This window comes from Kitasatospora sp. NPDC087315 (assembly GCF_044744345.1).
Lineage (GTDB): Bacteria > Actinomycetota > Actinomycetes > Streptomycetales > Streptomycetaceae > Kitasatospora.
The window spans coordinates 619,390-643,330 of record NZ_JBIUYD010000001.1 but is presented as its reverse complement, the minus strand read 5'-3'; the positions used below and the strand labels follow the sequence as shown (position 1 = coordinate 643,330).

Here is a 23,941-nt window from a genome sequence, read left to right as displayed (position 1 = left end):
CTTGGGGTGTGGGTGCCTGGACGCCCGCGCGGGGCGGGTCACCAACGGGTCGGGGGGCCGGGTGGGCGGAACCGGCCGCCCACCCGGCGGGTGGTCAGCTCCGGCCGCCGCGCCGCCGGCTGGGGGCGATCCGCTCCGGGGCGGGCGCGGCGTTCTGCCGGAGGGCCTCGATCTCGCGGACGACGGCGGCCACCGTCAGGTTCTCGAACAGCTTCTTGACGGCGAGGTCGACCGACAGTTCGTCACGCAGCCGGCTCGCCATCTGGAGAACCAGCAGCGATTCGCCGCCGAGGTCGAAGAAGTTGTCCTCGACGCCGACCTCGTCGAGGCCGAGCACGGCGGCCCAGTGGCGGGTGACCAGCTTCTCCAGCTCGGTGACGGGGGCGACGTAGGCCGTGGCGAGGTCGGGGCGACGGTTGAACGACCCGCCGGCGGCTGCCGGGGCCGCGCCGGGCGCGTCCTCCTCGGGGGTCCGCTCCGGCGCCGGACCGCCGGGGGCCTGATCGCCGGGGAGCTCGCCGTCCGCGAGGAGTTCCACGGTGGCGCCCAGCGCCCGCAGTTCGGCGAGCCGGGCCGCCGCGAGCCCGTCCGCGACGGCGCCGCCGGGCCGGGTGCCGATGATCAGGCCGTGGTCGGGGGCGGTGGCACGGCCGGGGGCCGGCAGGGCGAGGACGGGGTCGAAGCCCAGCGTGGACAGGAGCCCGGCCCAGCGGTGCGGGGGCAGCAGCGGGGAGTGCTCGCGCAGGTCGTCGTCGAAGTACCACCAGCCCTCGAAGAGGCCGACGGTCATGGTCGCGGCGCGCGGGGTGCCGGTGGCCTCCAGGATGTAGGCCCGGCCGCCGGGGCGCAGCAGCGCCCGCAGATTGCCGACGGTACGGCGCAGGTCCGGGGTGGCGTGCAGGACGTTGAAGGCGAGCACCGCGTCGAAGCCGCCGAGCTCGGCCGCGGCGGCGCCCTTGTCGATGTCCAGCACGCCGAAGGTCAGGAAGTCCAGGCCCCGGTCGGCGGCCTCCTTCTGGGCCGCCACCACGAAGGAGCGGCCGAGGTCGGTGAAGTGGTACTCCACCGGCCCGGCCCCGCGCAGCGCCTCGACCACCGGCCAGGTCAGATAGCCCTGGCCGCCGCCGACCTCGACGATCCGCAGCGGGCGGCCGGCGGCCTCCCGGACCGTCCTGGCCATCTCCTCGGCGACCAGCTCGCGGTAGACCGCGACGTCGCCGTGGGCGAGCACCCGCTCGGCGCCCGAGCTGGAGCGGTCGCCGCTGCCGTCGGGGCGCAGGACCTCGGTGCCGGAGCGGGTGCCGCCGAGGACGGCGTCGTACGCGGCCACGCAGTCCCGGAGCAGCTCCAGCTCGCCGGCCAGGTCGGGGTGGCGGGCGGTCAGCGACCGCTCGGTCTCCGCGACGAGGCCCGCGAGGACGTCGTCGCCGCCCGGGCCCGCCGTGGCCGGGCCGGTGAGGGCCGCCAGACCCTCGGTGAACCGGAGGGTGTCGGTGTCCGGGTCGAAGTCCGCGACCCCGTCGGCGACCAGCCCGTCGAGCAGGGCGTGCACGAGCTTGCGGTAGGCGGGGACGGCGCCGAGGCGGGCCACCACCTCGGCCCGGGTGCGGGTCTCGCCCGGGCCGCCGGCGAGGCCGTGACGGCGCAGGTGGATGAGGGTGTGCAGGGTGCAGAGCCGGTTGAGCCCGGCCGTCCGCTCCTCCTCGCCCGCCGGGGCCGGCGGGGCGGCCGCGCGCAGCCGTTCCTCCGCTTCGGCGAGCCGGGCGGCGGCGTCCTGGCCGGGCGCGGGCACGGGCTCGGCGGCGGGGGCGGCGGCGGGCGCGGACACGGGCGCGCCGGTGATCACCAGGTGCCCGCGGGTGCGGGCGGCGAGCGCCCGGGTGGTGGGGTAGTTGTCGTCGCGCAGGCCCTCGGGCAGGACGTACACGGTCCGCCCGGCGGCGGCCGGGGCGGCGGCGGGCGGCGCGTCGATCCAGTGGCGGCGGCGCTGGAACGGGTAGCCGGGCAGCGGCACCTTGCGCGGCAGCGGGCCGGCCGCGTCCGTGCTGTCCGTGCTGTCCGTGCTGTCCGTCCAGCGGATCGGGGCGCCGTGCGTCCACAGCTCGCCGAGCGCGCCCAGCAGGACGTCCCGGTCGTCCAGTTCGGCCTGGGCGTGACGCATCGCGGCGACGGTCGTGACCGACTCGCCGAGCCCGAGCCGGGCGAAGCGGGAGAGCGAACGGCCGGGACCGACCTCGACCAGGGCGGTGCGGCCCTTGGCCGCCAGTTCGGCGTGGAGCACCGCCACGCCGTCGGCGAAACGCACGGTCTCGCGGAACTGGCGCAGCCAGTAGTCGTGGCTGGTGGCCTGTTCGTCGGTGATCCAGGTGCCGGTCGGCCCGGCGCAGAACGGGATGCCCGGCGCCGCCAGCTCGACCCGCCGCAGCGCGGCCGCGTAGGCGTCCAGGACGGGGTCGAGCAGGGTGCTGTGCGGCGCGGTGGGCAGCGGTACCCGGCGGTGCTCGACGCCGAGGCCGCTCAGGTGGCGTTCCAGCCGCTCGACGGCGTCGGCGGGCCCGGAGACCGCGCACACCTCGGGCGCGTTGACGGTGGCGAGGCCGAGCCCGGCACCGGCCGGGCCGGAGAGCAGCTCGCGGACGGCCGGTTCGGCGAGCGCGACGCTGAGGGTGCGGCCGCCGGCCAGCCCGAGCAGCCGCTCCCGCTCGCTGACCAGCGGCAGGGCGTCCTCCAGCGTCATCACCCCGGCCAGGCAGGCCGCGGTGTACTCGCCCAGCGAGTGGCCGATCAGGGCGTCCGGCCGGGCACCGCGGGCGATCAGCAGCCGGGCCAGCGCGTACTCGGTGGCGACCAGCGCCGGGAAGGACCACGCGCCCCGGCCTTCGGCGCCCTCGTACAGCACGGCGCGCAGGTCCTGGCCGAGGACCGGCTCCAGGACGGCCGCGGCCCGGTCGATCTCGGCCCGGTAGCGGGGCTCGGAGGTGTACAGCCCCCGGCCCATCCCGGGGTGCTGCGCCCCGCCGCCGGGCAGCAGGTACGCCAGCCGCAGGCGTCCGGAGCCGTCGGTGCCGGGGTCGGGGCGGGCGAGCCGCTCGGCGGCCTCGCCGAGGGTGCGGGCGACGACGGCCCTGCGGTACGGGAGGTCCCGGCGGCCCTCGGCCAGGGTGCGGGCCACCGCGTCGGGGGCCAGCCCGGGGTGGGCGGCGAGGTGTCCGGCGAGCAGCCCGGACAGTTCCTGGAGCGCGGCCGGGGTGCGGGCGGAGACCGGCAGGACGACGGAGCCGTCACCGGCCGGCGGGACGGCCGTCCGGTCGGCGGCCGGCGGGGCCTCCTCCAGGATGACGTGGGCGTTGGTGCCGCCGATGCCGAGGGAGCTGACGGCCGCCCGCCGGGGGCCGTGCTCCGGCGCCGGCCAGGGCGCGGTCGCGGTGTTGACGTAGAACGGGCCGTGCGCGAAGTCGATGGCGGGGTTGGGCCGTTCGAAGTGGAGGCTGGCGGGCAGCGTGCGGTGGCGGAGGGCGAGCACCGTCTTGATGAGTCCGGCGATCCCGGCGGCGGCGTCCAGGTGGCCGAGGTTGGTCTTCACCGAGCCGAGCGCGCAGTAGCGCTCGCGGGCGGTGCTCTCGCGGAACGCCTCGGTCAGCGCGGCGACCTCGATCGGGTCGCCGAGCGCGGTACCGGTGCCGTGCGCCTCGATGTAGCCGATCGAGTCGCCGTCCACGCCGGCCGCCGCCTGCGCGGCCAGGATCACCTCGGCCTGGCCCTGCGGGCTGGGTGCGGTGAAGCCCACCTTGCGGCGGCCGTCGTTGTTGATCGCCGAGCCCTTGATGACGGCCCAGATGTGGTCGCCCGCGGCCAGCGCGTCCGCCAGCCGCTTGAGGACCACCACGCCGACCCCGTTGCCGGGCGACATCCCGGCCCCGGCGGCGTCGAAGGCCCGGCAGCGGCCGTCCGGGGAGAGCGGCCCGTCGGGGGTGTGCCGGTAGCCGCGCAGCGCCAGCGGGTCGAGCGAGGCACCGCCCGCCAGGGCCGTGTCGCAGGAGTGGTTGAGCAGGTCCTGGCAGGCCAGGTGGACGGCGACCAGCGAGGTGGAGCAGGCGGTCTGCACCGAGACGGCGGGCCCGGTCAGGTTGAGCTCGTACGCCACCCGGGTGGCGAAGGCGCCGGCGTCGTTGCCGAGGCCCGCCGAGAACCAGTCCAGCGAGAGCGCCCGGCCCGCCAGCCGGGGCTGGACGTTGGCCAGGAAGTACTTGCTCTGGCTGGCGCCCGCGTACAGGCCGGTGAGGCCGTCGGAGCGCTCGGGCTGGTGGCCGGCCTGTTCGAGGGCGTGGTAGCAGCATTCGAGGAAGAGCCGGTGCTGCGGGTCCATCACCTCGGCCTCGGTGGGCCGGCAGTGGAAGAACTCCGCGTCGAACAGCTCGATCCCGTCGACGACCGACGCCCGGCGGACGAGGTACGGGTCGTCCAGTCCGGCCGGGTCGCCGCCCGCCGCGAGGTACTCGGCCTCGCCGACGTCCCGGATCGACTCGTGGCCGGCCACCAGGTTCGCCCAGAAGCGGTCGAGGTCGGGGGCGTCGGGGAAGCGGCCGGCCATGCCGACGACCGCGATGTCCGCGCCGGTCCCGTCGTCCATCCCGTCGTCCGCGCCGACGCCCGCCCCCTCGTACGGCCCGTGCTCGGCTGCCGCGCTGGTCTCAGTCATCCTGGGAGGTGTCCTTTCGGGAGGGGCCGGCCGGGCGGCGGCCGCGGTTCTGGCGCTGGGCGCGGCCGCGTTCGGCGCGGGCGGCGCGTTCCCGGGCGGCGGTGAGCCGGTCGGGCGTGCCGTGGTCGGCGGAGCCGGATGCCGGGGCGGTGTCCGGGGCGGTCGGTGCGGTGCGGCCCAGGTGGGCGGCCTGCGCGGCGACCGTGGTGTGGGTGAACAGGTCGACGATCGGCACCGGCCGGCCGGTCAGTTCGGCCAGCGCGCCCTGCAGTCCGACCAGCAGCAGGGAGTGCCCGCCGAGGTCGAAGAAGTTCTCGTCGCTGCCGGGCGTCCCGTCGAGGCCGAGGAGGGTCGTCCACAGCTCCGCGATCCGTCGCTCCAGCCCGTCGCGCGGCGCGGTGCGGCCGGTGCCCGCGGGGCGGGCGAGCGGGCGCCGGGCCAGCTCGGCGCGGTCGGTCTTGCCGCTGGGTGTCAGCGGCAGTTCCGCGACCACGACCAGGGCGGCCGGCACCAGGTGGTCCGGCAGCGTCCCGGCCAGCTCCCGGCGGAGCGCGGCGGGGTCGATCGCGGTCCCGGGCGCGGCGGGCACCAGGTAGCCGACGAGCTGCTTGCCGCCGGGGCCCTGGTGGGCGACGACGGCGCTGCGGGCGACCTCCGGCCGGGCGTCCAGGACGGCCTCGATCTCGCCCGGCTCGATCCGGAAGCCCCGGATCTTGACCTGCTCGTCGGCCCGGGTGAGGAACTCCAGCTGGCCGTCGGCGCGTCGGCGCACCAGGTCGCCGGTGCGGTACATCCGGGTGCCGGGCGGGCCGTAGGGGTCGGCGACGAAGCGTTCTGCGGTGAGCCCCGGGCGGCCCAGGTAGCCGCGGGCCAGCCCGGGACCGGCGAGGTACAGCTCACCGGGGACGCCGGCCGGGACGGGCCGCAGGGCCGCGTCCAGGACCCGGGCCCGGGTGCCGCGCACCGGCCGGCCGATCGGCGGCGCGCCGGCCGGGCCGCCGGCGGGCGCGGCGAGCGGCAGGCTGAGGGTGGCGCAGACGGTGGACTCGGTCGGGCCGTACGCGTTGACCATGACCCGGCCGGGTGCCCACCGGGCGACCAGCTCGGGCGGGCAGGCCTCGCCGCCGACGGCCAGGGTGGTGCCGGCCGGCAGGGCGTCCGGCGGCAGGGCGGCCAGCGCGGACGGGGGCAGGATGAGGTGGCTGATCCGCTCGGTGCGCAGCAGGTCGGCCAGGCCGGGGCCGGGCAGCAGCCGGGTGCGCTCGGCCAGGACGAGGCAGCCGCCGTTCAGCAGGGCCGCGCAGACGTCCCAGAAGGCGGCGTCGAAGCTGTGCGAGGCGAACTGCAGGACGCGGGCGTGCTCGTCGCTGCCGAAGCGCTCGCGCAGGGTGGTGGTGAAGTCGGCGATGCCGCGGTGGGTGACCAGCACGCCCTTGGGCCGGCCGGTGGAGCCGGAGGTGTAGATCAGGTAGGCCGGGCGGTCGGGCCGGAGCGGGGCGGTGCGCTCGGCGTCGGTGAGGTCGGTGTCGGCGAGCGCGGCCAGCTCGGCCCGGGTGGCGGGCGCGTCGAGCAGCAGCCGCGGCCGGGCGCCCGGGGCGCCGGCGGCGCCGAGGGCGGGGTGGCCGGCCAGCTCGGTGCCGGTGATGACCAGCGCCGGGTCGGCGTCGTCGAGCATGTAGGCGATCCGGTCGGCCGGGTAGTCCGGGTCGACGGGCAGGTAGGCGGCGCCGGTCCGGCCGACCGCGAGCAGGGCGGTGACCAGGCCGGTGGAGCGGGGCAGCAGGAGCGCGACGGTGCGCTCGGGGCCGATACCCCGGGCGGCCAGCAGCCGGGCGAGCCGGGCGGACCGGGCGTCCAGCTCGCGGTAGTCGAGGTCCTCCGGTTCCGGTCCGGCCCAGCGCAGCGCGGGCCGGTCGGGGGTGCGGCGGGCCTGGGCGGTGAAGAGGGCGGGCAGGGTGTGGACCGGGCCGGCGGGGCCGCCGTCCTCGGCCTCGGCCCGCCGGGTGTGCTCCTCGGCGGAGAGGATGTCGGCCGCGCCGACGGGCCGGTCTGGGTCGGCGGCGACGGCGGTGAGCAGCCGTTCCAGCCTGACGGTCAGCTCCCGGACGGTCGTCTCGTCGAAGAGGTCGGTGCTGTACTCGACGACGCAGTCGAGGCCGGCCGGTGCGGCGCCCGCCGGACCGGAGTCCGGCCCGGCCCCGGTGGTGCGTTCGGCGGTGCGTTCGCGGAAGCCGAAGAACAGGTCGAACTTGGCGGTGCCGCCGTGCACGGTCACCGGGTCGGCGGCGGCACCCGGCAGGCCGGCGGTCGGCCGGGCGTTGTTCTGCAGGACGAGGCCCGCCTGGAACAGCGGGTGGCGGCCGAGCGAGCGGGCCGGGTTGAGCACCTCCACCAGCCGTTCGAAGGGCAGGTCCTGGTGGGCGAAGGCGTCCAGGGCGGTGTCCCTGGCCCGGCGCAGCAGCTCCCGGAAGCCCGGGTCGCCGCTGGTGTCGGTGCGCAGGACGAGCGTGTTGACGAACAGTCCGACCAGGTCGTCGAGGGCCTCGTCGGCGCGGCCGGCGACGGTGGTGCCGAGCGGGATGTCGGTGCCCGCGCCGTGCCGGGTGAGCAGGGCCGCGACGGCGGCCTGGAGCACCATGAACAGGCTGGCCCGGTCCTCCTTGGCCAGCTCGGTCAGGGCCCGGTGGAGCGGGGCGGGCAGGGTGGTGGAGACGAGCGCGCCGCGGTGGCTGGCCACGGCCGGGCGGGGCCGGTCGGCGGGCAGCGCCAGCTCCTCCGGCAGACCCGACAACGCCCGGCTCCAGTGGGCGAGTTGGCGGGCGGCCGGGCTGTTGGGGTCGTTCTCGTCGCCGAGCACCTCGCGCTGCCAGAGGGTGTAGTCGGCGTACTGGACCGGCAGCGGCGGCCAGTCGGGGGCCCGCCCGTCCAGGCGGGCCCGGTAGGCCGCCGTGAGGTCGCGGTACAGCGGCGCCAGGGACCAGCCGTCGGCGGCGATGTGGTGCAGCACCAGCAGCAGGACGTGCTCGTCGTCGCCGGTGCCGAGCAGCCGGGCCCGCAGCGGCAGGTCCCGGGCGAGGTCGAAGGGGCGGCGGGCCTCCTCGGTCAGGCGCCGGTCGAGGTCGCCCGGTGCCACGGTCTCGGTGGTCAGCGGGTCGGGCAGGGCGGCGTCCGCGGCGAGGACCAGCTGTTCGCCGGCCCCGGCCGGGCAGACGGTGCGCAGGCTCTCGTGCCGGGCGAGGACGTCGTACAGCGCCGCGCGCAGCGCCTCGGTGTCGACGTCGCCGGTCAGCCGCAGGGCGACCGGGATGTGGTACGAGGGGCTGGAGCCGCTGACCCCCTGGAGGAACCAGAGGCGGCGCTGGGCGTGCGAGAGCGGGACGGGCCCGGTCCTGGGCACCGGCCGCAGCGCGGGGGTGCCGCCGGGCCCGCCGGCGGTGCCGGTGACCAGCCGGGCGAGGGCCGCGACGGTGGGGTGTTCGAAGAGCGCGCCGACGGCGAGGTCCACGCCGAAGGCCGTCCGGATCCGGCTGACCAGGCGGGTGGCGAGCAGGGAGTGCCCGCCGAGGTCGAAGAAGCTGTCCTCGACGCCGACCCGGTCGCGCTCCAGGACCTCGCCCCAGATCCGGACCAGGGCGCGTTCGGTGTCGTCGCGGGGGCCGAGCGGCGCGGCACCGCCGGGGCCGTCCCCGGACGCGGGCTCGTGCCGTCCGACCAGCCGGCGCCACCCGTCGTGGTCGCCGGGCGCGGGCAGGCCGGGCACCGGGAGGACGGCGCAGGACACGGGCGCGCCGTAGCGGTCGGGCAGGGTGAGCCCGTCGGTGTGCGGGGCGGGCGCGCCGGGCTCGGTGACGACGCAGCCGACGAGGCGCTCGGCGGGCCGGGCGGGCCCGTCGGTGTGGCTGCCCACCCAGGGGGCCGCCGGGTCGAGGCCGATGAGCAGGTAGGGGTCGTCGTGGGCGAGCGCGACGGCGAGCGACTGGACGCCCTCGCGGCGGCCGAGGACGGCGTAGCCCCGGGCCCGGGTGAAGTCGGTGAGCGCGTAGCCCCGGCTCATGCCGAGGTCCTCCCACATGCTCCAGGCCAGGACGCGGACGTCGGCCCCGGTGCGCGCGGCCTCGGCGCAGAGCGCGTCGGCGCAGGCGCTGGCGGCGGCGTAGGGGGCGAGCCCGCTGCCGCCGAAGTGGCCGTTGACGGAGGAGAAGACCACCAGCGGCAGCCCGGGGCGCTCCTCGGCGAGCCGGCAGAGCACCCGGGTGCCGGCCGCCTTGGCGGCGAAGGCGGCCTGCCAGTCCTCGTCGGTCAGCCCGGTCAGCGGCCGCTGGGTGAGGTCGCCGGCGAGGTGCAGGACGGCGTCGAGCGGGGTGTCCCGGTCCCGTTCGGCGGCGGCGAGCGCGCGGCGCACGGCGGCGGGGTCGGTGACGTCGGCGACGGCGTAGTCGACCTCGCCGAGCGCGGCGAGCCGGCGGTGCGCGGCCAGGGTGCGGCCGAGGGCGGTGCCGGCGGCGATGTGCCGGTCCCGGTCGGCCTCGTCGGGCAGGGCGGTCCGGCCGAGCAGCAGCAGCCGGGCGCCGTAGGCCGTCAGCAGGTGTTCGGCGATCTCGGCGCCGACGCCGCCGAGGCCGCCGGTGAGCGCGTAGTGGCCGCCGGGGCGGAAGAACCGGCCGGCCGGGCGCGGCGCGGGGGCGGGCAGCCGCCGCAGCCGGCGGACCCAGCGGCGGCCGGCCCGCCAGGCGGTCTCGGGCTCGGCGGTGGCGGCGGCCAGCTCGGCCAGGACGTGGCCGGCGGCCACGGCGGTGGCGCCGTCGCCGCCGTCCTCGGCGGGCAGGTCGATCAGGCGGGTGCGCAGCCACGGGAGTTCCTGGCCGAGGCTCTTGACGGTGGCGACGGCGGCGGCCCGGGCCGGGTCCAGCGGTTCGCCGTCGTGGACGCTCTGGGCCCGGCTGGTGACGGTGTACCAGTCCACCCGCCGCTGGTCGCCGGCGGCGGGCGCGGCGGCCAGGGCGGTGGCGAGCCGGGCGGCGGCGCGGGAGCCCGCCGACAGGGCGGCCGGGGTGCCCGGCGCGGCGGTGCCGGCCGGCGGGGGGCCGTAGCCGGTCAGGTGGAGCACGGTGTCGACGCCGGTGAGCGCCTCGGCGGGCAGGTCGGTGCCGTCCCCGGTGCCGAGGCGGACGGTGCGGCCGTCGGCGCGCAGGCGCTCGGCGAGCGCGGCGGCGAGGGCCCCGGCGGGGCCGGGCACGATCAGCACCTCGCCGCGGCCGGGGCCGGCCGGATCCGCGCCGTAGGAGGGGAGTTCGGCGCGCCGCCAGATCCGGCGGAAGAACCGGTCGGGCACCGTGCGCTCGTTGCCGAGCAGCAGGTCGACCCGGGTGAGGTCGGCGTCGAAGGCCCCGGCCTGGAAGTCCTGGGCGAGCCTGGTCCGCTGGATCTTGCCGATCTCGGTCTTGGGGATCCGCCCGGGCTCCACGGGGACGACGTAGGCGGGGGCGATCCCGGCCTGCCGGGTGATCCGGCCGCGCACCCGGCGGACGGTCTCCGCCGGGTCGGCGCCCTCCCGGGGCACCAGGAAGACGGCCAGTTCGTCGCCGGCGCCGCCGGGCCGGGCCGCGTCGCGGCCGCGGACCGCGCAGGCGGCGGTGAACGAGCGCTCCACGCAGTCGAGTTCCTCGACGGCCGCCTCGATCTCGGGGCCCGCGTGGTTGACGCCGTTGACGATGATGACGTCCTTGGCGCGGCCGGTGATGGTCAGCGCCCCCTCCTGGAGGAAGCCGAGGTCGCCGGTCTCGAACCAGCCGTCCTCGGTGAACGCCTCCCGGTTGTGCTCGGGCGCGTCCAGATAGCCCCGCGTCACGGCGGCGCCGCGGACCTGGATCCGGGCGATCCGGCCCTCCGGGACGGTGCCCCGGTCGTCGACGATCCGGACGGCGAAGCCCGGGTAGGGGCGTCCGACGCTGACGTACGAGTCCTCGTCGGCCGTGCCGTCCAGGGTGAAGGTGCCCTCGATCTCGCCGGACGAGGTCTCGGACATGCCCCAGGCCGGGCGCATCGCGGTCTTCGGCAGACCGAGCGGGACGAGCAGCCGCAGGAACCGCCGGGCGGTGCGGGCCACCACGGCCTCGCCGCCGTTGAGCACGTAGCGCAGGCAGGAGAGGTCCCAGGAGGCGCGTTCGACCGCCCCGGCGTGCTCGGCGAGCAGGCCGAAGGCGAAGTTCGGCGCCCAGGTGACGGTCGCCCGGTGACGGTCCACCGCCGCCATCCAGCGCGGCGGTTCGGCCAGCACCCAGCCGGTGGGCGCGTGGATCTGGCGGCACCCGACGACGACGTCCCGCAGGTGGAACATCACCACCCCGCCGACGTGGTCCAGCGGCATCCAGTTGAACGAGACGTCCGCGGGCGTCAGCGTGTTGGCGAGCGCGGTGGCGGCGGAGCGGACGAGGACGTTGCGGTGGGTGAGCGGGACGGCCTTGGGCCGGCCGGTGCTGCCGGAGGTGAACAGCAGCAGCACGGTCTCGTCCGGGTCCGGGCGGTGCCAGTCGTGGTCCGGCTCGCGGCGGGACAGCTCGGCGAGGTCCGCCGTGCGGGCGTCCTGCCAGCCGTACTGCCGGGCGGTGTCGAGCAGTCCGTCGGCGCGGGCCGCGTCGGTGAGCACCAGCGGTCCGCCGAGGGCCTGCCAGATGCCGTCCAGGCGGGCGGCGGCGGCCTCGTCGCCGGTGCCGGTGCGCGGCACGGCCAGGGGGACGGCGGTGAGGCCGCCCAGCAGGCAGGCCCAGAGCCCGGTGACGAAGTCCCGGTTGTCGCCGAGCTGGAAGAGCACCCGGTCGCCGGGGCGCAGGCCGAGGCCGCGCAGGCCGGCGAGCACCCGGGAGGCGTCGGCCAGCAGCTCCGGGTAGGACTGCTCGCGCTCGCCGCCGTCCTCGCCGAGGTAGGTGATCCCGCCGCCCGGCCCGGCCGCGGCGGCCGCGCGCAGGGCGGAGACCAGGTCGGGGTGGGGCGGTTCGGGGGCCGGGCCGCCGTCGCTCAGGGCGGGCACGGCTGCGCCCGCCGCCACGCCCTCGTCCGGCGCGGTGCCGTCCGCCGGGGCGGCCGGGCCGGCCGGCTGCGGGGCGTGGACCGGCAGGCCGGTGTGGACCCGCCCGGAGGGTTCGGCGCGGTCGGCCCGCAGCACGGCGGCCTCGCGCAGCCCCGGCAGCTCGCGCAGCCGCCGCTCCCAGCGCGCGGCGAGGTCGTCGTCCAGCACCGGGAGGGCGTCCAGGGCGGCCGGGTCGGGCCGTCCGTCGGCGGTCCTGGGCAGCGCGGTGAGCAGGACGGCGGCGATCGGCGCGGGCAGGCCGGGCAGGGCGGCGCGCAGCCGCCGGGCGACCTGGGCGGTGGTCAGCGGGCCGCTCGCGACGACGTACGCGACCAGGCCGGTGCGGCCGGCCGGGCCGCGCCGGGGGCGCAGCGCGCACTCCCGGACGGCGAGCAGGTCGAGCAGGGCGCGCTCGGCCTCGCCGAGGTCGGTCCAGCGGCCGTCGAGCTCGGCCCAGCCGTCCTCGGGGCCGCGCAGGTCGAGGCGGCCGTCGGGGGTGATCCGGCCGGTCAGTCCGGTGCGGGCGAGGCGGTCGACGCCGGGCAGGGCGGCACCGAGGGTGTTCGGCGGCAGCCAGGGCCCGGCGTCCGGGTCGAGCAGGCCCGGCGCGGCGACGTGCACGGCGCCGTGGACGCCGGTGGGCACCGGCGCGCCGGCGGCGTCGAGCACGACGGTCGGCACCACCGGGGTGTAGGGCGCTCCCCCGCCGCCCGGGGCGCCGTCCTCGTCGGCGGCGGGGTCGGCGAAGGCCACCACCCCGGCGGCGGGCACGGCGAGCAGGCGGCGCAGCGGGACGGCGAAGCGGTCGGCGAACCGCCGGGCCTGGTCGGGCGAGGAGCCGGTGCCGACGCACCAGACGGCGTCCGGCAGGGCGTCGGCCAGGGCGGGGTCGTGGTCGGCGGCGGTCAGCAGCAGGTCGGCGTGGTCGGCGGTGAGGAAGGCCAGGGTGGGGCCGTGGGGGGCGAGTCGGCGGATCCGCTCGCCGGCGGCCCGGGCGGCGTCCGGGCGGTCCGGTCCTTCGCCGTCCGGCGAGGCGGCCGGGGCGGCGTCCGAGGTGGCGGCCGGAACGGCGTCGGGGGCGGCGGGGCCGGGGTCGACGACGATCCGCGCGCCCCGGGTGAGCGGGGCCAGGATCTCCCAGCAGGCGCGTTCGGAGTCGAGCGGGGCGAGCAGGGCCACCGCGTCGGCGTCGCTCAGCCTGGTCCGGCGCAGCAGCGGGCGCAGGGTGCGGCCCAGGGCGGCGTGGGTGAGGACGGCGGTGCCGCGCGGCGGGCGGACCAGCCAGGCCGGGTCCTCGTCGGTGAGGGGTACCGCGGGCGCGGTGGCGTCGGGGTGGGCCCGCCCCTCGGCGAAGGTGACCACGGCCGGGCCGCCGGGCCGGGCGCCCTCGGGGCGTTCGGCGGCGAGCAGGAAGGCCGGGGCGGTGGGCAGGGCGGTGGACAGGGCGCGGTCGGTGCCGGCGAGGACGCCGCCCGCCTTGAGGACGGCGAGGACGGCGGTGACGGCGTCGGCGCCGGCCGGGGCCGCCACGGTGACGCGGTCGCCGGGGGCGAGGCCGCGGTCGAGCAGGCGGTTGGCGAGCCGGTTGGCGGCCCGGTCGAGGTCACGGTAGGTGAGGCCGGTGTCCGGGCCGACCAGGGCGAGGGCGTCCGGCCGGCGTTCCACCTGGTCGGCGAAGAGGCCCAGCACGCCCGGCAGTTCGAGGTCGTCACCGGCGCCGGCGACGCCGGTGACCAGGCGGCCGCGCTCCTGCGGCAGCACGATGTCGAGGCCGCTGAGCGGGGTGTCGGGGGCGGCGGCCGCCGACTCCAGCAGCCGGACCAGGCGGGCCAGCAGGGTGCGCGCGGTGGCGGCGTCGAAGAGGTCGGCGCTGTATTCGAGGTAGGCGTCGAGGCCGTCGGGCGCGCCGTCGGCGGTCCGGCGCTCGACCACCGCGAAGAAGAGGTCGAACTTGGCGGTGCCGGTCTCGACCGGGTCCACCTCGGCGGTGAGTCCGGGCATGCCGGCGCCGAGCCGGGGCGTCTCCTGGACGGCGAAGGCGACCTGGAACAGCGGGTGCCGGGCGCGCGAGCGGACCGGGTTGAGCTCCTCGACCAGGCGGTCGAAGGGCACGTCCTGGTGGGCGAGGGCGGCGAGGTCGCTCTCCCGGACGCGCTGCAGCAGGTCGCGGAAGGCCGGGTCGCCGTGGGTGCCGGTGCGCAGCACCAGGGTGTTGACGAAGAAGCCGACCAGGTCGTCGAGCGCTTCGTCGGAGCGGCCGGTGACCGGGGAGCCGAGCGGCAGGTCGGTGCCGGCGCCGAGCCGGGTCAGCAGGGCGGCGATCCCGGCCTGGAGGGTCATCAGCAGGCTGGCGCGGCCGGCCGCGGCCAGGTCGGTGAGCGCGCGGTGCAGCGGGGCGGGCACCCGGGTGTGCACCCGGCCGCCGGTGCCGCTGCCGGTCGCGGGGCGCGGCCGGTCGGCGGGCAGCGGCAGCTCCTCCGGGATGCCGTCCAACGCGGTGCGCCAGTAGGCGAGCTGGCGGGCGACCGGGCTGGCCGGGTCGGTCTCGTCGCCGAGTGCGGCGGTGTGCCAGAGGGTGTAGTCGGCGTACTGCACCGGGAGCGGCGTCCAGGCCGGGGCGGTGCCCCGGCTGCGGGCGGTGTAGGCGTGGGCGAGGTCGCGGGCGAGCGGGCCCATCGACCAGCCGTCGCCGGCGATGTGGTGGACGACCAGGACGAGCACGTGGTCGCGGGCGTCCGGTCCGCCGGTGAGCAGTTCGGCGCGGAGCGGCAGGTCGGTGGTGAGGTCGAAGGTGTGCCGGGCGGCCCGCCGGATGTGCTCCTCGCGCTCGCCGCCGGTGGCGACGGTGACGGTCAGCGCGGCGGGGGCCGCGCCGGGCGGCAGCACCACCTGGCGGGGTACGCCCTGGTCGTCGGTGTAGCGGGTGCGCAGGATCTCGTGGCGGTCGGTGACGTCGCCCAGCGCGGCGCGCAGCGCCCCGGTGTCCAGGGTGCCGGTGAGCCGGACCACGAGCGGGATGTCGTAGGTGGGGCTGGGGCCCTCCAGCTGGTTGAGGAACCAGAGCCGCTGCTGGGCGTAGGAGAGCGGGACGTTCTCCGACCGGGCCGCCGGGACGAGCGGCGGGCGGGCCGGGGCGTCGCCGCGTTCGGCGGCGCGTTCGGCGCCCAGGGCGGCCAGCGCGGCGAGGGTCGGGGCGGCGAACAGGTCGGCGACGGTGAACTCCAGGCCGAGGACGGTGCGCAGGCGCCCGACCAGGCGGGTGGCGAGCAGGGAGTGGCCGCCGAGGGCGAAGAAGTCGTCGTCGCGGCCGATCCGGTCGGTGTCGAGGAGTTCGCTCCAGATCCGGGCCATGTCCTGCTCCGGGCCGGGGGCGGGGGCGCCGCCGGCCTCGGCGGCGCGGGCCTGGCCGGCGAGCAGCTGCCGGTCGATCCGGCCGTCCGGGGTGGCGGGCAGGGCGTCCAGGGTCTCCAGCGTGCAGCCGACGGGGGTGCCGAAGCGGTCGTCGGGGGCGGCGGGCGGCTCGGCCGGGGCGCCGACCCGGTAGCCCGCGAGTTCCTGGAGCGGGCGGGCGGGGGCGGCGAGGTGGCTGCGGACCCAGGGGGCCGACGGGTCGAGGCCGACCAGGACGTGCGGGTGGCCGTGGCGCAGCGCGGCAGCCAGCGAGCGGACGCCGTCGCGGCGGCTGAGCAGGCGGAAGCCGCGGGCGCGGGTGAGTGCCTTGAGGGCGTAGCCGCGGCTGACGCCGAGGTCGTCCCACATGCTCCAGGCGACGCTGTGGGCGCGCAGTCCGAGCGCGCGCTGGTGGACGGCGAGGGCGTCGAGGTAGGCGTTGGCGGCCGAGTAGGCGGCGGCGAGGGCGCCGCCGAAGTAGCCGTTGACGGAGGAGAAGGAGACGAAGAGGGTGCCGGGCCGGTCGCGCAGTTCCTCGGTGAGGACGGCGGCGCCGGTGGCCTTGGCGGCCATGGCGCGTTCCCACTGGTCCGCGGTGGTGGCGGTGAGCGGGTGTTCGGCGAAGTGGCCGGCGAGGTGGAGCACGCCGGCGAGTTCGCCGTACTCGGCGCGGGCCTCGGCGAGGGCGTGCCGCACGGCCTCGGGGTCGGTGACGTCGGCGGTGCGGTGGCGGACGTCGCCGAGCGCCTGGAGTTCGCGCAGCGCGGCGGCCTGTTCGGGGCGGGTGGCGGCGGGGTGGCGGCCGATCAGGGTGAGCCGGACGCGGTAGCGGGTGAGCAGGTGGCGGGCGGTCTCGGTGCCGACGCCGCCGAGGCCGCCGGTGATCAGGTAGTGGCCGCCCTCCTCGAAGACCGGTCCGGCGGCGGGGTCCTCCTCGGGCGCGGGCAGCGGGGCGAGGCTGCTGGTCCAGCGGCCGTCGGGGCGCAGGGCGACGTCGGGGTCGGCGGGCGGGGTGGTGATCTCCTGGTGGAGCCGGCGGGCGGTCAGGTCCGGCTCCTCCCCGTCGGGGCCGAGGTCGGTCCAGCGGCCGTCGAGCCAGGGCAGTTCCTGGACGGCGCTGCGCAGGACGGCGACGGCGGCGGCGCGTTCGGGGCGGACCGGCTCGCCGGGGTGGACGGCGTGGCTGTGCCGGGCGGCGACTTCGAGGGTGACGGTGTGTCCGGGGCCGTCCGGGGTGTCGGCCGGCGGGGGTGTGAGCGCCTCGATCAGCCGGGTCAGCGGGGTGGTGGCGGCCAGCGGGTCGGCGGGTGCCCGGTCGGCCGGGCCGGGGTCGGCGAGCAGCCGCAGGTCGACGATCCGGGCGGCGGCGCGCCCGCGGAGGGCGTCCGGGCCGGTGACGACCTCGGCCGGGGAACCGTCGGCGGTGAGCAGGGCGGCCAGCGCGGTGCCGACGGCGTGCGAGCGGTCGCCGGCCCCGCCGGTGAGGACGAGGGTCGGAGCGGGGTGCGCGGTGGCGGCGTGGACGGGCCGGGTGCGCTGCCAGACCGGCCGGTGGAACCAGTCGGGCAGGGTGCGTTCGGTGCCGAGCAGCAGGTCGGTGCGGCGGATGACCTCGGTGAACTCGCCGGCCTCCAGGCGCTTGCGGAGCAGGGTCCGCTGGATCTTGCCGATCTCGGTCTTGGGGATGTCGGCGGGGGCGACGGGCAGGACGAACGCCGGGGCGGCGCCGGTCTGCCGGGTGACCCGGCCGGCGATCTCGGTGAGCAGGGCGCGCTCGTCGGTGCCGGGCGCGGGGCAGCAGAACACCGCGATCTCGTCGGTGGTGGCGGTGGCGGAGGTGCGGACGGCGACGGCGGCGGTGCAGGCGCGCAGGACGCCCGCGCTCTCCTCGACGGCGTCCTCGATCTCGTGGCTGGGGTGGTTGACGCCGTTGACGATGATGACGTCCTTGGCCCGGCCGGTGAGGTAGAGCTCGCCGTCGCGCAGCAGGGCGAGGTCGCCGGTGCGGAACCAGCCGTCGGCGGTGAAGGACTCGGCGTTCTTCTCGGGGTTCTCGTGGTAGCCGGGGGTCACGGAGGGGCCGCGCACCTGGAGGTGGCCGACGCGCTCCTCGGGGACGATCCGGTCGTGGTCGTCGACGACGCGCATCGCGAAGCCCGGGTAGGGCCTGCCGCAGCTCACATAGGTGTCGTCGGAGCCGGGCCCGGTGGGGGTGTAGGAGGTGTCGGTGACGACGGAGCTGGTCTCGGACATGCCCCAGCCGGGGTGCATCACCGTCTGGTCCAGGCCGTACGGCTCCAGCTGGCGCAGCCACTGGCGGACGACCCGGGGGACGACGACCTCGCCGGCGTTCATCACGAGCTTGAGCGCGGAGAGGTCCCAGCCGCGGCCGGGTTCGGCCGCGACCCGCTCGCTGACCAGGCCGAAGGCGAAGTTGGGCGCCCAGGTGACGGTGGCCCGCCAGTGGTGCAGGGCGTCGAGCCAGCGCAGTGGCTCCTCGGTGATCCAGCCGGTGGGGGCGTGGATCTGGCGGCAGCCGAGGACGACGTCGCGGATGTGGAACATCACCACGCCGGTGACGTGGTCGAGCGGGATCCAGTTGAAGGTGGTCTCGTCCGGGCCGAGGGCGTTGAGCCGGGCGGTGGCCGCCGAGCGGTTGAGCACCATGCCGTGGGTGACGGTGACCCGCTTGGGCAGGCCGGTGCTGCCGGAGGTGAGGAGCAGCAGCGCGGTGTCGTCGGGGCCGGCCTGGTGCCAGTCGGTGGCGGGCTCGCCGGTGCGCAGCTCGTCGGCGACCAGTACGTCGAGGTCGGTCCAGCCCTGGTCGGCGGCGCGGGCGCGCAGGGCGGCGCCGGCGGCGGTACCGGCCGCGATGCGGGGCCGGCCGAGCGCCTCCCAGATCCGTTCGACCTTGTCGCGCAGCGGTGAGGCGTCCCGGTAGGAGGCGGGGGCGCCCATCGGCAGGACGGTGACGCCGCCGGCGACGCAGGCCCAGAAGACCGGCAGGAAGTCCTGGTTGTCCTCGAACTGGAAGATCACCGTCTCGCCGGGGCGCACGCCCCTGGCCCGCAGGCCGCCGAGGATGCGGGCGGCCTCGGCGGCGAGTTCGGCGTAGCTCTGCCGCCGGTGGGTGCCGTCGGCGCGCAGGTGGACGATCTCGCCGGTGCCCTCGGCGGCGGCGCGCAGGGCGGCCGCGAGGTGCGGAAAGGGCGGCGGGGGCGGGGGCGGGCCCTCGCTGAGCGCGGGGACGGCGCCGGCCGGGTCGGGGCCGGTGTCGAGCAGCGCGGACGGCTCCTCGGGGGCGGTGCCCGCGCCGGCCGTGCCGGGGAGTCCGCCGAGGTGGAGCAGGCCGGGGGCGGGGGGTGTGGTGTCGCGGACGACGGCGGCGGCGGCCTCGGTGCCGGGGGTCCGGGCGAGGTCGCGTTCCCAGGCGGCGGCGAGCGCGTCGTCGAGCACGGGCAGGCGGTGCAGCGCCTCGGTGTCCAGGGCGCCGTCGGCCGTCCGGGGCAGGGCGGAGAGCAGCACGGTGAGCAGCGGTCCGGCGGCGGCGGGCAGGTCGCGGCGGACGGCGGCGGCGAGCCGGCGGCGGTCGACGGGGCCGTCGGGCACCACGTACGCGACGGCCCCGGGGGCCCCGGCGGTGGAGCGGCGGACGGTGACGACCGCGTCCCGGACGCCGTCCTGGGCGAGCAGGGTCCGTTCGCAGGCCGGGGCGCAGCCGGCCCACTCGGCGTCCTCGTCGGGGTCGGTCAGGGGCAGCGCGGAGAGCGGGGTGTGCGGGGCTGCGGCGGCCTCGGCGAGCAAGCGGCGCAGCCGGGCGGCGAGCCGCTCGACGGTGCGGCGGTCGAAGAGTTCGGTGCTGAACTCGATGGTGCCGTCGACCCCTTGGGCCCGGTGGCCGTCGGCGGGGCGCTCGGTGAAGTCGAGCATGAGGTCGAAGCGGGCGGTGCCGATGCCGCCCGGGTCGAGGCGGACCCTGGTGCCGGCGATCTCCAGTTCGGTGTCGTCGGCGCCGTCGGCGTTCTGGAGCGCCAGCATCACCTGGAAGAGGGGGTGGCGGCCGATCGCGCGGGCGGGGTTGAGGTGCTCGACGACGCGGTCGAAGGGCACGCCGGCGTGGGCGTGGGCGGTGAGGTCGGCGTCGCGGACCCGGTCGAGCAGGTCGCCGAACGCGGGGTCGCCGGCGGTGTCGGTGCGCAGCACCAGGGTGTTGACGAAGTAGCCGACGAGGTCTTCCAGGGCCGGGTCGTCGCGCCCGGCGGTGGGGGTGCCGACGGGGATGTCGGTGCCGGCGCCGCCGCGGGTGAGGGTGGCCGCCCAGGCGGCCTGGAGCACCATGAAGAGGGTGGCCCGGTGGGCGCGGGCGAGGTCGGTGAGGCGCTGGTGGAGGCCGGCGTCCAGGTGGAGGGTGACGGTGTCGCCAGCGTGGCCGGGGGTGCGCGGGCGGGGCCGGTCGTAGGGCAGCGGGAGTTCGTCCGGCAGGGCGGCCAGGGTGTCGTGCCAGTAGGCGAGCTGGCGGGCGGCGGGGCTGTCCGGGTCGGTCTCGTCGCCGAGCAGGCCGTGCTGCCAGAGCGCGTAGTCGGCGTACTGGACGGGCAGCGGCGGCCAGTCGGGGGCCCGGCCCTCGGCGCGGGCGTCGTAGGCGCGGGCCAGGTCGCGGCCGAGCGGGCCGAGGGACCAGCCGTCGGCGGCGATGTGGTGGACCACCAGGACGAGCAGGGCGGTGCCGTCGTCGGTGCGCCGCAGCAGGTGGGCGCGGAGCGGGGGTTCGGTGGCCAGGTCGAAGCCGTGCCGGACGGCGGCGCGGCGCAGCTGCGCCAGCTCCGCGGCGTCGGCGGCGTCGGCGGTGGCCAGGTCGGGCCGGGCGGCCGGGTGGCCGGCGGGCAGGACCAGCTGGTGCGGGACGCCGTCCTGGTCGGGGTGGAGGGTGCGCAGCACCTCGTGCCGGGCGGTGAGGTCGGCGAGCGCGGCGCGCAGCGCGTCCTCGTCGGTTCCGGCGGGCAGCGGGAGGGTCAGCGGGATGTTGTAGGTGGGGCTGGGGCCTTCGAGCCGGCCGAGGAACCAGAGGCCGGCCTGGCCGGGGGTGAGCGGGACGCGGTCGGGCCGCTCGGCGGGCCGGAGCGGGGGCCGGGCGGGACCGTCCTGGGCCGGTCCGGCCGCGGCGAGGCGGGCGGCGAGCCCGGCCGGGGTCGGGTCGGCGAACAGGGCGGCCATCGGCAGTTCGGCGCCGGTCTCGCCGCGCAGCCTGGTGACCAGGCGGGTGGCGAGCAGGGAGTGGCCGCCGAGGTCGAAGAAGCCGTCGTCGGCGCCGACGGTGCCCCGGGGCAGCCGCAGGACGTCCTCGTAGAGGCGGCAGAGCAGGGCCTCGGCCTCGGTGGCCGGGGCGCGGCCGCCGGCGGTGGCGGCGTAGTCGGGGGCGGGCAGTGCCGCGGTGTCGAGCTTGCCGTTGTGGGTCAGCGGCAGGGTGTCGAGCAGGACGCAGGCGCTGGGCACCATGTGCTCGGGCAGCAGGGCGGCGAGGTGGGCGCGCAGCCGCCCGGGGTCGGGGTTCGTCCCGGGCCGGGGCACGGCGTAGCCGACCAGGACGCGGTCGCTCTCGCCCTGCTCGCGGGCGACGACGGCGGCCCGGGCCACGTCGGGGTGGCCGGCCAGCGCGGCCTCGATCTCGCCGGGTTCGATCCGGAAGCCGCGGATCTTGACCTGCTGGTCGGCCCGGCCCTGGTAGGCGAGGGTGCCGTCGGGCAGGCGGCGGGCGAGGTCGCCGGTGCGGTACATCCGGGTGCCGGGCGGGCCGTACGGGTCGGCGACGAAGCGCTCCGCGGTGAGGTCGGGGCGGCCGAGGTAGCCCTGGGCGAGGCCGGGTCCTGCCACGTACATCTCGCCGGTGCGGCCGGGCGGGACGGGCTGGAGGGCGTGGTCCAGGACGTGGACCCGCAGGTCGGGCAGCGGCGCGCCGATGGCGCCGCGCTCACCGGGCCCGTCCAGGCGGTGGTGGGTGACGTGCACGGTCGTCTCGGTGATGCCGTACATGTTGACGAGGGCGGGGGCCCGGTCGCCGTGCCGCTCGGTCCACGGCAGGAGGTGGGTGGGTTCCAGTGCCTCGCCGCCGAAGACGACGTGGCGCAGCGCGAGCGGTCCGGCGCCGGGCGGCTCGTCGCGTTCGGCCTGGACGAGCTGCTGGAAGGCGGAGGGGGTCTGGTTGAGGACGGTGACGCCCTCGGCGCGCAGCAGGCGCAGGAACTCCGCGGGTGAGCGGGTGGTGGTGCGCGGGACGACGACCAGCCGGCCGCCGTGCAGCAGCGGGCCCCACAGCTCCCACACCGAGAAGTCGAAGGCGTAGGAGTGGAAGAGCGTCCAGACGTCGTCGGGGCCGAAGCCGAAGTGCTCCGCCGAGGTGGTGAACAGCCGGACGACGTTGGCGTGCGGGACGACGACGCCCTTGGGCCGGCCGGTGGAGCCGGAGGTGTGGATGACGTAGGCCGGGTCGGCCGGGGTGAGCGGCGCGGGCCGGTCGGCGTCGGTGAGGTCGGCGGGCGACTGCGCGGCGAGCGCGGCTTCGGTGCCGGCCTCGCCGAGGACGACGGTGGTGGCGGCGGTGACCGGCAGCCGGTCGGCCACCTCGGCCCGGGTGACCAGCAGCCGGGGTGCGGCGTCGGCGGTGACGGCGAGGATCCGCTCGGCCGGGTAGTCGGGGTCGAGCGGCAGGTAGGCGGCCCCGCTCTTGAGGACGGCGAGCACGGCGACGACGAGGTCGCCGGTGCGGGGCAGGGCGAGGGCCACGGTGCTGCCGGGTCCGGCGCCGTGGGCGACGAGCAGCCGGGCCAGCCGGTTGGCCCGCTCCCCCAGCGCCCGGTAGCTGAGCTCGGTGTCCTCGGCGGTGACGGCGACGGCGTCGGGGGTGCGGGCGGCCTGGGCGTCGAAGCGGGCGGGCAGGGTGGCGTCGGGGGCCGCGGGCGTGTCGGTGGTCGCGCCGGCGGGCGCGGGCCGCTCGGCCGGGTGCAGCAGGGTGGTGCGGGCCAGCGGCAGGTCGGCGCCGGCGTCGGCGAGCTGGTCGAGCAGGAGCAGTAACCGGTCCTGGTGGTCGGCGAGTTCGTCGTCGGTGTAGAGCGCCGGGTTGGCGTCGAAGGAGAGCCAGAGCCCGGTGTCGTCGGCGCCGGGGCGGACGTTGATCTGGAGGTCCTCGACCGCCCCGCCGGTCAGGTGGTGCCAGGTGGTGGGGTGTCCGGCGAAGCCCACCTCGTTGGCGAACGGGATGAGGTTGACGACGGGCCCGTACAGGCGCCGGGCGCCGTCGCCCAGCAGCCGCAGGTCGCGGCGGAGGTCCTCGCCCCGGTACAGCTGGTGGCGCCGGACGGCGTCCAGTTCCTCGCCGGCGGCGCGCAGCAGGCCGCCGACGGTGGTCCCGGCGGGCAGGGTGAGGCGCAGCGGCAGGATGTTGGAGGCGGTGCCGGGGGTGCGCAGGGCCGCCGAGCCGACCCGGCTCATGGTGGGCAGGCCGAGGAGGACGTCCTGGGCGCCGGTGGCGCGGTGCAGGTAACCGGCGACGGCGCCGAGCAGCAGGGCGGTGCGGGTGACGCCGAACCGGGCGGCGGCGGCGTCCAGCCGGGCGGTGGCCGCCGCGTCGAGGACGGTCTCGCGGCGGCGGAACGGCGCGGCGGGGGGCGCGGTGTGCGGGGTGAGGCCCACGGCGGCGGGGGCGTCGGCCAGCCGCGCCGTCCAGTGGGCGCGGTCGCGCGCGAAGGCCGGGGACTCCCGGTAGGCCCGCTCCTCGGCGGTCAGCCGGTCCAGCGGCAGGAACGGTCCCGGCTCCGGTTCGCGGCCGTCGGCGAGCGCGGTGTAGACCTCGGCGAGGCGGCGGCCGACGAGCTTGAATCCGTAGCCGTCGAGCAGGATGTGATGGGCGCGCAGGAACCAGAACCAGCGGTCGGGCGCGGCCTTCAGCAGGGCGTGGGTGAACAGCGGGCCGTCGACGAGGTCGACGGGGGTGGCCAGGTCGGCGGCGATCCAGGCGTCGACGGCGGCGCCCGGGTCGGGTTCGGCGGCGAGGTCGACGTGGTGCAGGGGCCACGGGGCGTCGGGGTCGAGGGTGGCGCGCGGGCCGTCGGCCGTCTCCGCGAGGCGCAGCTGGAAGGTCTGTGCCTCGGCGACCGTGTACCGCAGCGCGGTCTCGAAGAGCCGCGGGTCCACCGGTCCGTGGATCTCCACGGACTCGCCGGTGTTGAACGCGGCGCTTCCGGGGTCGATCCGCTGCGCGAACCAGATGCCCCTCTGCGCACCCGACAGCGGGTGACCGGCGTCCTCGTGGCCAGACATGGCACCAACCCTCAATAGGTGTGAGTGGAATTTCCGCCTGAATACCCCCCGGCGCCCCGGGGCGGGCCGGAGCAGGACGGGTCGTTCATATTTCACGTAATCCACGGGCGCCGACGGGAGAGCGCGACGGCCCGGCTTCGGTGCCGACCCGAGTTTCACTCTGCATGAGGAGAACTCGACGAGTCAAGCGATCCATTTCACTGGCCGATAAAGGTCACGCGGAAATGCCGGACGGCCGCCCCCGCGCCGCCCGGCCTGACGTTACCCCCAGGTGAGACCGGTGTAACACCCAGGCTGAGCTGATGACATAACACCGAGCGATCATGGTGTCACCTACCGGAGTTCGGCCACCGGAAGGCCTGGAAACAAGCCAATCTCCACTGATCGGTTCCCACCCATGCCGGATCGGCCTTGAATGCGGTCATCGATGACGATTCACTCATCGCGGTTCCGCTTGGTGTTTAGGATCGGCT

At 77.5% G+C, this 23,941-nt stretch carries 2 protein-coding genes; both read right to left on the bottom strand.

The window, feature by feature from the left end; all coding sequences use genetic code 11:
- Positions 1 to 94: 94 nt before the first annotated feature.
- Positions 95 to 4,699: a beta-ketoacyl synthase N-terminal-like domain-containing protein gene (locus ACIO5D_RS02680; protein WP_400793718.1), complete on the bottom strand. Its 4,605-nt coding sequence runs from the start codon at positions 4,697 to 4,699 to the stop codon at positions 95 to 97.
- The gene (locus tag ACIO5D_RS02675; protein ID WP_400793717.1) at positions 4,692 to 23,468 is read right to left on the bottom strand and encodes an amino acid adenylation domain-containing protein; all 18,777 of its coding nucleotides are present in this window, start codon (positions 23,466 to 23,468) and stop codon (positions 4,692 to 4,694) included. The genes ACIO5D_RS02680 and ACIO5D_RS02675 overlap by 8 nt, the downstream gene beginning before the upstream one ends.
- Positions 23,469 to 23,941 lie beyond the last annotated feature (473 nt).

Bases quoted from the DNA above. Each gene is read 5' to 3' on its own strand.
- ACIO5D_RS02675 (WP_400793717.1), bottom strand. From the start codon at position 23,468: ATGTCTGGCCACGAGGACGCCGGTCACCCGCTGTCGGGTGCGCAGAGG.
- ACIO5D_RS02680 (WP_400793718.1), bottom strand. From the start codon at position 4,699: ATGACTGAGACCAGCGCGGCAGCCGAGCACGGGCCGTACGAGGGGGCG.